Consider the following 7,721-nt stretch of genomic DNA (forward strand, 5'->3'; position numbering starts at 1 on the left):
CATGAAGGCGGCCATGCCCGCCCTCTCGACCCGCCGCCGCGCAGCCCCGTCCCGACTCAGGCGGGACTGCGCACGAACGACTCCTCGCTCCACGCCCCGTCGTCGTACTCCAGGCGGACGGTCAGCCGGTCGTCGTCGCAGCGGTAGGTGCCCGTGTTCTCCTCCGGCCCCACAGGCAGGTCCGCCTCGCGGTCACCGACCCTTACCACCGTCTCGACGCCCGGGTCGACCTGGTCGTACTGGCGGTACCGCCCGCCGGCGGTCGACCAGCGGTAGGTCTGCACGCCCCGCTGCGTGTATCGCACGGGGTTTCCGCCGAGCGTGCCGCGGGCGGCGGTCAGGTCGTAGAGGTCCGTCGCCGTGCCGTCGGCGCGGTAGGCGGTGGCGGAGCCGTCCTCGGCCCCGCTGGCGAGGTCGAGGGTGGCGTCGCGGGTGAGGCCGGCCAGACCGCCGAGCAGCGAGTCGGCCGCGACGAGCAGGTGGTAGCGGCCGTCCGTGAGCCGCCACACCCCGACCAGGCAGGGGTCCCGGCTCACCGTCACGGTGGCCGTGGGGCGGAGGAGCACCGGCGCGACCGTGCCGGCGGCGGCGAGCCCGACGGCGAGCCCGGCCGCCGTCCAGCGCCGGCGGCGCGCGGAGCCGGCCAGCCCGGCGGCCAGGACGGCCCCGACGGTGGCGGCGAGCACCGCCACCGTCGGGGCGACGACGAGGGCGTGGGTGAGGACCCGGTCGACGGCGACCCGGTCGACGACCGGGCCGCAGCCGATCGCGGCGTCGGTCACGCAGGACACCAGGGTGTCGGCGGTCAGGATGGCCGGGGCCAGCAGCAGCCCCGCCGTGAGGGCGGCGAGCAGGGCGTGCGGCACCGACAGGCGTCGGGTGGCGACCGCGGCGACGGCGATGGTCAGCTCGACGAACGTGACCGGGACCAGGGTGTGCCCGTCGACCACGGCCGCCGTGGTCGTGGCGCTGAGCCCCGGGTCGCGCGCGACCAGGCCGAGACCGAGCGGCGTCAGCGGCACCAGCAGGGCGCCGACGCCGCCGGCCACGACACCCAGGCGCACCGCCCGCCGGCTGGCGCGGCGGGCGGCCAGCGTCGGGTGCAGCAGCGCGAGCAGCGGCAGGACGAACAGGTACGGCGCCTGGGCGGAGACGGTACGGAGGAGGAAGTCGAACAGGTCCACCAGGGTCAGCGGGGTGACCGTGTCCGGATGCCCCTCGCGCGCGGCGACCAGACGCAGCATGGTGGTCGCACCGTCGAGGGTCGCCGTGTCCAGCACGAGCAGGGACGCCACGTAGCCGGCGGTGAGCACCGAGGTGGCCGACACCGCGCCGGCCCAGGCCAGCCGGGTCCGGCGGGTGTCCGTCGGCGCGACGCGTCGCAGGTACGCCCGCGCGCCGCCGGCGACCCAGCGGCCGAGCAGCGCCCCGCCGACGATCCACAGCAGACCGAGGGTGACCTCGATCCACCAGGCCCGGTGCTGGTCGGTGTACGCGGTGACCCAGGACAGCCGGCGGCCGACGGCCAGGCCGCAGGCCAGGGCCGCGCCGAACGCCGTGCCCGTGGCGGCGGAGGTGCCGGTGTGCCGCGCCCACCAGGCGCAGCGCCACAGCGCGCCGGCGGTGACCAGCGCGAGCGGCACGCCGAGCAGCAGCCCGGCGGCGACGGCCCCGCCGGTCAGCCGGTCCAGCCCCGGCAGCTGCCGGGGCAGGCTGGACATCAGGTCCACCAGGGGCGGCGCGGCGATCCCGGCGGCGAGGCCCGCGCCGAGCGCCTCGACCGGGCGGGCGGCGAACCGGCGTCCGGGGTGTGCCAACGTGTCGACCCGGGCCTGGGCGAGCGGATGGAACCGGAACACCGAGCCGAGGCGGGCCCACCGGCCGCTCCGGCGGCGGTCGGCGGCGAGCAGCGCCCGCGCGGCCGCCCGGTCGTCGCCGGTGAGGCGGGCGTCGGCGGCGAACTCCCGGGCGCGCAGCACCGACCACACCGACACCTGCACGATCAGCGCGAAGGCGGCGAGTCTCCAGCCGTCGTCTAGCAGCCGTCGCACGGGCACGGAGCCGACGTAGTTGACCGCGACCGGGACGAGGACGGCCAGGGGGAACGCCCAGGACTGGGCGATGGCCAGCCGGGTGAGGTGGACGTCGGCGTTGCGCACGTGGGCCAGCTCGTGCAGGACGACGGCCCGGAACAGTGGCGGCGCGGTCCGGTGGGCGTGCACGAGGCCGAGGTCCAGCCGGACGTACCTCAGGGGACCGGCGCCGAAGGTGTTGCCGCTGATCCGGGCGGACCGGGACACCACGAACACCGGCGGCCGGCGCAGGCCCGCCTCCCGGACCAGGCCGGCCAGCGCGGACCGCAGCGCCCCGGTGCCGGGGACCCGGTCGAGTCGGCGCAGGTCGCGCAGCCAACGCTCGCACCAGGGCGCGGCGAGGTAGACGGCGGCGGTCGCCGCCGCGAGCACGGCGAGCCCCACGGCCATCTGGCGCAGCGAGTCCCCCCGCAGGGTGCCGAGGCACTGCTGCACCGCGGCCAGGCTCTCCTCGTTGACCGTGCCCGTGCGCACGTCGACGGGGGCCGGAAGGCCGCTGAGCCCGGCGAGGCACTCCGCGCGCTGCCGGGTGGCGTCCCTGTCGACGAGCACGGTCTGCCAACCGAACATGCTCGTGCCCACCACCGCGGTCACCGCGGCGACGAACCGGCCGAGGGTGGCCGAGGGCAGCGGGGGTGCGACCGCGCCGGCCGGCCCGGAGCCCTCAGCCGCCGTCGGCATCGCCACCGTCGGCGCCGAAGCGCTGCTCGAACGCGTCGCGCACCGCGTCGCGCAGCAGCGCGACCTGGTCCTCGGTCAGCTCCCAGGCCGGGTCGCGGGCGGCGGCGGTGACGACCTCCTCGATGCGCAGCAACTGCCCGGGCCGCAGCCGCAGCGCCGGCGGCGGGGGGAGCGCGGTGGACCGCCGGGCCCGCCAGCGCAGGCGCAGGGTGCGCAGGCCGCCGCGGACGGCGTCGGTGGCGTGCTCCCGCACGCCGTCGCGCAGGGCCTCCAGCGCGATGCCGGTGAGGACCAGCACGTACGGCAGCAGCGGCGCGACGGCCTCATCGAAGCCGCCGCCGCCGGCCTCGCCGCCACCCACCCGCACCAGCCGGGCCGGGTCCCGCCGCCAGTGGCCCGGACGGCGCCGGTAGGCGGGCGCGAGGAAGGCCAGCAGCGGCTCCTCGTCGGGCGCCACCGCCCGGATCGCCAGGCGGACCAGCTCGTCCTCGGTCCCGTCGGCGGTGGCGTGCCACTGGGGGGTGCCGGTCATCGTGCTCCCGTCCTCCGGCGGATCACCCGCCGGTTTCCCGCGCCCACCGTACGGGGATTCGCGGCGGGCGGGGGTCGGCTACCGGACAGCGCGGGCGGTCGGCCCGGCCGGTCAGGGGACGAGGCGCTTCTCGAACCAGTGGTGGGCGTAGCGCTCGGTGTTGAACGGCTCGACCTCGCGGTACCCGGCGGAGCGGTACAGGGCGAGCGCCTCGGTGAGGTTGCGGTTGGTGTCCAACCGGACGGCGGTCCAGCCACACGTGGCGGCGTACCGCTCCAGCTCGTCGAGCAGCCGCCGGCCGACGCCGAGGCCGCGCACCGCCTCGGAGACCCACACGCGTTTGATCTCGGCCGGCGCGCCGGGGTGCAGCTTCACCGCGCCGCAGCCGACGGGCTCGGCGTCGAGGGTGGCCAGGAGGAACACCCCGGCGGGTGGGGTCAGCTCGTCGTCGCCGAGCGGGCTGCTCAGCGCGGGGTCGAAGCCGTCGTCGAAGCGCCGGGCGACGTCGCGGGCGTAGGCCCGTACGCACACCCGCGCCCGCGGGTCGCCCGGCGGGCACGGCTCGATGGTCACCATCGACGCGACGAGCAGCCGCTCCACCTCGGCCATCGCCGCGACGAGCCGGGTGCGGCGGGGCCCGGTGAGCGGTTCGAGGATCGACCAGGCGAACGCGTCGGAGCGCTCGTCGAGCGTGGACCACTCGGCCCGGCCGGCGTCGGTGAGGGTGGCCTGCCGGACGCGGCCGTCGCCGCCGGCCGGCGCGACGGTGACGAGCCCGTCGCCCTCCAGGGCGCGCAGGAGCCGGCTGAGGTGCCCGGAGTCCAGGCCGAGTCGGCTCCGCAGCGCCGCGACCTCGGCGCCGTCCGGGCCGATCTCCCACAGCAGGCGCGCCTGGGCGAGGGGCCGCCCGCGCGCCATGTACGCGTCGTCCAGCGCACCTACCCGTTGGGTCACGGTCCGGTTGAACCGCCGTACCGTCGCGACAAGCTCCGTGTCCATGTGCCTGACTTTAGTCAGGTAAATCTCGGGCGATCCGGCGGGGTCCGCCCGCCGCCGCCGGGTGGACCGGGTCACTGCGGCGGCCCCGCGACGGCGGCCAGGACGAGGAAGCCCACGCCCAGCGGCACGTCCAGCAGCATGCAGAACTCCGCCAGCGACCGTGGCACGACCTCGGCGCGCCGGTAGTGGACCGCGTCCCAGATCCCGTGCCCGGCCAGCGCGAGCCCCGCCAGCACCAGCCCGACGCGCGGGTCGACGAGGACGGCGGTGACGGCGAGCCCCCCGTAACCGAGCAGGGCCGCCGCCTGGGCGGCCAGCGGTGCGCGCGGCACCCCGCCGGCCAGGCCGGCGACGACCAGCAGCGCCGCGACGACGCCCACGCCGGCCCACCACGGCACCCCCGCCAGTTCGCTCGCCACCACCACCATCCCGCCGCCGCCGACGCCGGCCCAGGCCACCCAGGGGCGGCCCAGAGCGGCGGCGCCCAGGTAGCACAGGGCGGCGACGGCGACCGTGATCGACAGCCCCTCCCGGTCGGCCCCGGCCGCCAGCGTCGCCGTGGCCACGGCCAGGCCGAGCAGGCTCGGCCAGCGGCGGAGCAGAGCGGGCCGGCGTGCCGCGCCGGCCCGGGTGTCGGTCGGGGGCGCGGCACCGCGGTCGGAGATGTCCATGGCTGCGATGGTGGCGCAGGACGCGGGCCGGACCCGAGCGGTGCGGATGGGTCCGTCCGGATTCCTGCGGCCCGTGTCCGATCGCCTGGGCCGTGCGCGGTCGGCCGCCCGGTCTGCCGCGGAGCCGGCCACCCCCGCACGGCCGGCCGCGGTGTGCTCCATAGGGTGGGGGGATGCAACCCGTCGTGCGCGCGCTCCAGGTCCTCCAGGCGCTGTCCGGCCGGCCTGACGGCATGACCCTCCAGGAACTCCACCTGGCGCTCGACATCCCACTGGGGAGCATGCACCGCATCCTCGCCGTGCTGCGCGAACAGCGGTTCGTCAGCCGGTCGCCGATCGATCTGCGCTACTTCCTCGGTCCGGCCGTCCGCGATCTCACCGAGAAGAACGTGAGCGGTGCCGGCGGCATGCAGTCGCTCACGACCGTCGTGCGCGAGCTGTCCCAGGCCACCGGCGAGACGGTCTTCCTGACCGAGTTGCACGGCAGCGAGGCCGTCTGCGTCTCGTTGGTGGAGGGCACCTATCCGCTCCGGCTCTTCGTGCGCCTGGGGCAGGTCATGCCGCTGAACGCGGCCGCGGCGGCCCGGGTGCTCCTCGCGTACCTGCCGCCGACGGTCGCCGCGGAACTGCTCGGCGCGAGCGTGCTCGGCGAGTTCACGCCGTCGAGCCCGCACACCGTCGACGCCGTCCTGGAGCGCCTGCCGGTCATCCGGGACCGGGGCTACGACATCGCCGCCGACGAGCTCGACGAGGGCGTCTGGGCGGTCGCCGCCCCGGTCTTCACCTCGACCGGTCGGGCGACCGCCAGCGTGACGCTCGCCGGTTCGTCCGGCCGGTTCGCCGCCGACGCCGTCCGGAGCGCGACCATCCGGAGCGTGACCGAGGCCGCCGCCCGGATGTCGGCGCACCTCGGCTGGACCGCCGGGGAGTAGTCGGCCCGCCTTCTCGCCGCCTCCCGGCCGTCGCGGCCGGCGGCGCGCTCCCGATGGAGTTGGTGCCGGCCTCGGTGGTGCCCATCTCCTCATGCCTCGTCACCGGGTGGTCTGCTGCCGGCACGCCGCAGCGAGCCCGGTCCGCCACGCCGGTGTCGGACGACACAGCCCCGATCGCCGCCCAGGAGGGGCGGGATCGGGGCGAAGGGGATTCATCGCCTCTGGTGCGCAGGCGCGATGCTGTGGAAACATGCCTTCCATGATATGGAAGGAGGGTGCGGCGATGGAGAGTCCTGATCCCCCGGTGCAAGACCTCTCGGGACGCATCGTGTGGCTCTGCGTGGGCGGCGCGTCCCTGCTGCGCAGCGGCGACCAGGAGATCCGCACGGGATACCTCAAGACCCCGGTCGACGAGGTCCGGGTGTGCCGCGCCGGGCTGCCGGGCGACGAGCAGGTGTACGAGACCCACGGCGGCCCGGACAGGGTGGTCCTGAGCTACTCCACCGAGAACTACGAGTTCTGGCGGGCCACCCTCGGGCTCGACCTGCCGCAGTACGCGGCCCTCGGGGAGAACTTCACCACCACGGGCCTGACCGAGTTCGAGGTGCACGTGGGCGACGTCTTCGCCGTCGGCGAGGCCGTCGTCCAGGCGGCGCAGCCCCGGTCCCCCTGCCACAAGGTGGCCGCCCGCCACCGCCGTCCCAGGTTCACGATCGAGGTCGCCCGCAGCCACCGGACGGGCATCCTCTACCGGGTGCTCCGGGAGGGTGTCGTCCGCGTCGGCGACACCATGCGCCTCGTCGCCCGCGAGCCGCACGGCTACTCGATCGCCGACGCCAACCGCATCCTCATCGACCGCAGGGACATCAGCGGCGCACACGCCCTGCTGCGGGTCGACTCGCTCGCCGAGGCGAAGAAGGCCGAACTCCGGGACCGGATCGCCGCCGCACCCACCGACCGCAAGGAGCTGTCATGATCCGTGTGCACGTCGACCTCGACCTCTGCCAGGGCTTCGCCAACTGCGTGATGGTCGCGCCGGAACTCGTCGACCTCGACGCCAACGGCAAGGCGGTGGCGCTGCGGGAGAGCTTCCCCGACACGGACGAGGGAGAGCTGCGCGAGGCGGCCGAGTCCTGCCCGGCGGTCGCGATCCGACTCGAACGGACCACGCCGTGACGGGCGGAACGGTCATCGTCGGCGCCTCCCTGGCCGGGCTGCGGACCGCGCAGCACCTTCGGGCCCTCGGCTACGCCGACCCGGTGACGCTGGTCGGCGCGGAGCCGCACCTGCCGTACGACCGGCCGCCGCTGTCCAAGCAGGTGCTCCTGGGGGAGTGGCCCGCGAGCCGCACGCACCTGGTGACCGAGGGGCAACTCGCCGAGCTGCGGGTCGACGCCCGGCTCGGCGCGGCGGCCACGGGCCTGGACCGCGACCGCAGGCTCCTCACGCTCGCCGACGGCGGCCTGATCCCGTACGACTTCCTCGTCGTCGCGACCGGCTCGCGCCCCCGCGAGCTGCCCGCCCCGAACGGCGGCCCGCACGTGCACACGCTGCGCACCCTCGACGACGCCCGGCTGATCGCGGCCAGGCTCGGCCCGGGCCGGCGCCTGGTGGTGATCGGCGCCGGCTTCATCGGCTGCGAGGTCGCCTGCGCCGCCGTGGCCCGCGGCACCACCGTGACCCTGGTGTCCCGCGAGCCCGCCCTGCTGCCGCAGTTCGGCCCGGACGTCTCCAGCTACCTGGCCCGGCTGCACCGCGACGCCGGGGTGCGGCTGCTGCTCGACGCGCACGTCCGTTCGGTCGGGCCGGCCGG

General features: G+C 76.2%; 8 protein-coding genes. 4 read left to right on the forward strand and 4 right to left on the reverse strand.

Annotation, left to right across the window (positions count from 1 at the left end):
- Positions 1-56 precede the first annotated feature (56 nt).
- From LPA42_RS22755 to LPA42_RS22770, 4 genes are all read right to left on the reverse strand, one after another.
- The gene (locus tag LPA42_RS22755; protein ID WP_077940003.1) at positions 57-2,774 is read right to left on the reverse strand and encodes a M48 family metalloprotease; all 2,718 of its coding nucleotides are present in this window, start codon (positions 2,772-2,774) and stop codon (positions 57-59) included.
- A complete protein-coding gene (locus LPA42_RS22760; RefSeq protein ID WP_077940004.1) occupies positions 2,758-3,306 on the reverse strand; it encodes a hypothetical protein in 549 nt (182 codons plus the stop codon). The genes LPA42_RS22755 and LPA42_RS22760 overlap by 17 nt, the downstream gene beginning before the upstream one ends.
- A gap of 111 nt (positions 3,307-3,417) precedes the next feature.
- Complete coding sequence (locus LPA42_RS22765) at positions 3,418-4,305, reverse strand: bifunctional helix-turn-helix transcriptional regulator/GNAT family N-acetyltransferase (RefSeq protein ID WP_077940005.1); 888 nt, start codon at positions 4,303-4,305, stop codon at positions 3,418-3,420.
- Between the two features lie 71 nt (positions 4,306-4,376).
- The gene (locus tag LPA42_RS22770; RefSeq protein WP_077940006.1) at positions 4,377-4,976 is read right to left on the reverse strand and encodes a hypothetical protein; all 600 of its coding nucleotides are present in this window, start codon (positions 4,974-4,976) and stop codon (positions 4,377-4,379) included.
- A gap of 173 nt (positions 4,977-5,149) precedes the next feature.
- Between LPA42_RS22770 and LPA42_RS22775 the strand changes: the two genes are divergently transcribed.
- The 4 genes from LPA42_RS22775 to LPA42_RS22790 all read left to right on the forward strand — a co-directional run.
- Positions 5,150-5,908, forward strand: a complete 759-nt coding sequence (locus LPA42_RS22775; protein WP_077940007.1) for an IclR family transcriptional regulator — start codon at positions 5,150-5,152, stop codon at positions 5,906-5,908.
- 283 nt (positions 5,909-6,191) lie between these two features.
- Positions 6,192-6,884: an MOSC domain-containing protein gene (locus tag LPA42_RS22780; RefSeq protein WP_158229504.1), complete on the forward strand. Its 693-nt coding sequence runs from the start codon at positions 6,192-6,194 to the stop codon at positions 6,882-6,884.
- On the forward strand, positions 6,881-7,084 hold the full coding sequence (locus LPA42_RS22785) for a ferredoxin (RefSeq protein ID WP_077940009.1): 204 nt from the start codon (positions 6,881-6,883) through the stop codon (positions 7,082-7,084). The genes LPA42_RS22780 and LPA42_RS22785 overlap by 4 nt, the downstream gene beginning before the upstream one ends.
- Positions 7,081-7,721 (forward strand): NAD(P)/FAD-dependent oxidoreductase (locus LPA42_RS22790; RefSeq protein WP_228986840.1); only part of this gene is annotated, 641 nt, incomplete at its 3' end. The genes LPA42_RS22785 and LPA42_RS22790, both read left to right, overlap by 4 nt.

It is taken from the genome of Micromonospora sp. DH13 (assembly GCF_020873825.1).
In the GTDB taxonomy this organism is placed as follows: Bacteria; Actinomycetota; Actinomycetes; order Mycobacteriales; family Micromonosporaceae; genus Micromonospora; species Micromonospora haikouensis.

Coding starts and splice junctions, on each gene's coding strand:
- LPA42_RS22765 (WP_077940005.1), bottom strand. CDS start 4,305: ATGGACACGGAGCTTGTCGCGACGGTACGGCGGTTCAACCGGACCGTG.
- LPA42_RS22775 (WP_077940007.1), top strand. CDS start 5,150: ATGCAACCCGTCGTGCGCGCGCTCCAGGTCCTCCAGGCGCTGTCCGGC.
- LPA42_RS22785 (WP_077940009.1), top strand. CDS start 6,881: ATGATCCGTGTGCACGTCGACCTCGACCTCTGCCAGGGCTTCGCCAAC.
- LPA42_RS22780 (WP_158229504.1), top strand. CDS start 6,192: ATGGAGAGTCCTGATCCCCCGGTGCAAGACCTCTCGGGACGCATCGTG.
- LPA42_RS22755 (WP_077940003.1), bottom strand. CDS start 2,774: ATGCCGACGGCGGCTGAGGGCTCCGGGCCGGCCGGCGCGGTCGCACCC.
- LPA42_RS22760 (WP_077940004.1), bottom strand. CDS start 3,306: ATGACCGGCACCCCCCAGTGGCACGCCACCGCCGACGGGACCGAGGAC.
- LPA42_RS22770 (WP_077940006.1), bottom strand. CDS start 4,976: ATGGACATCTCCGACCGCGGTGCCGCGCCCCCGACCGACACCCGGGCC.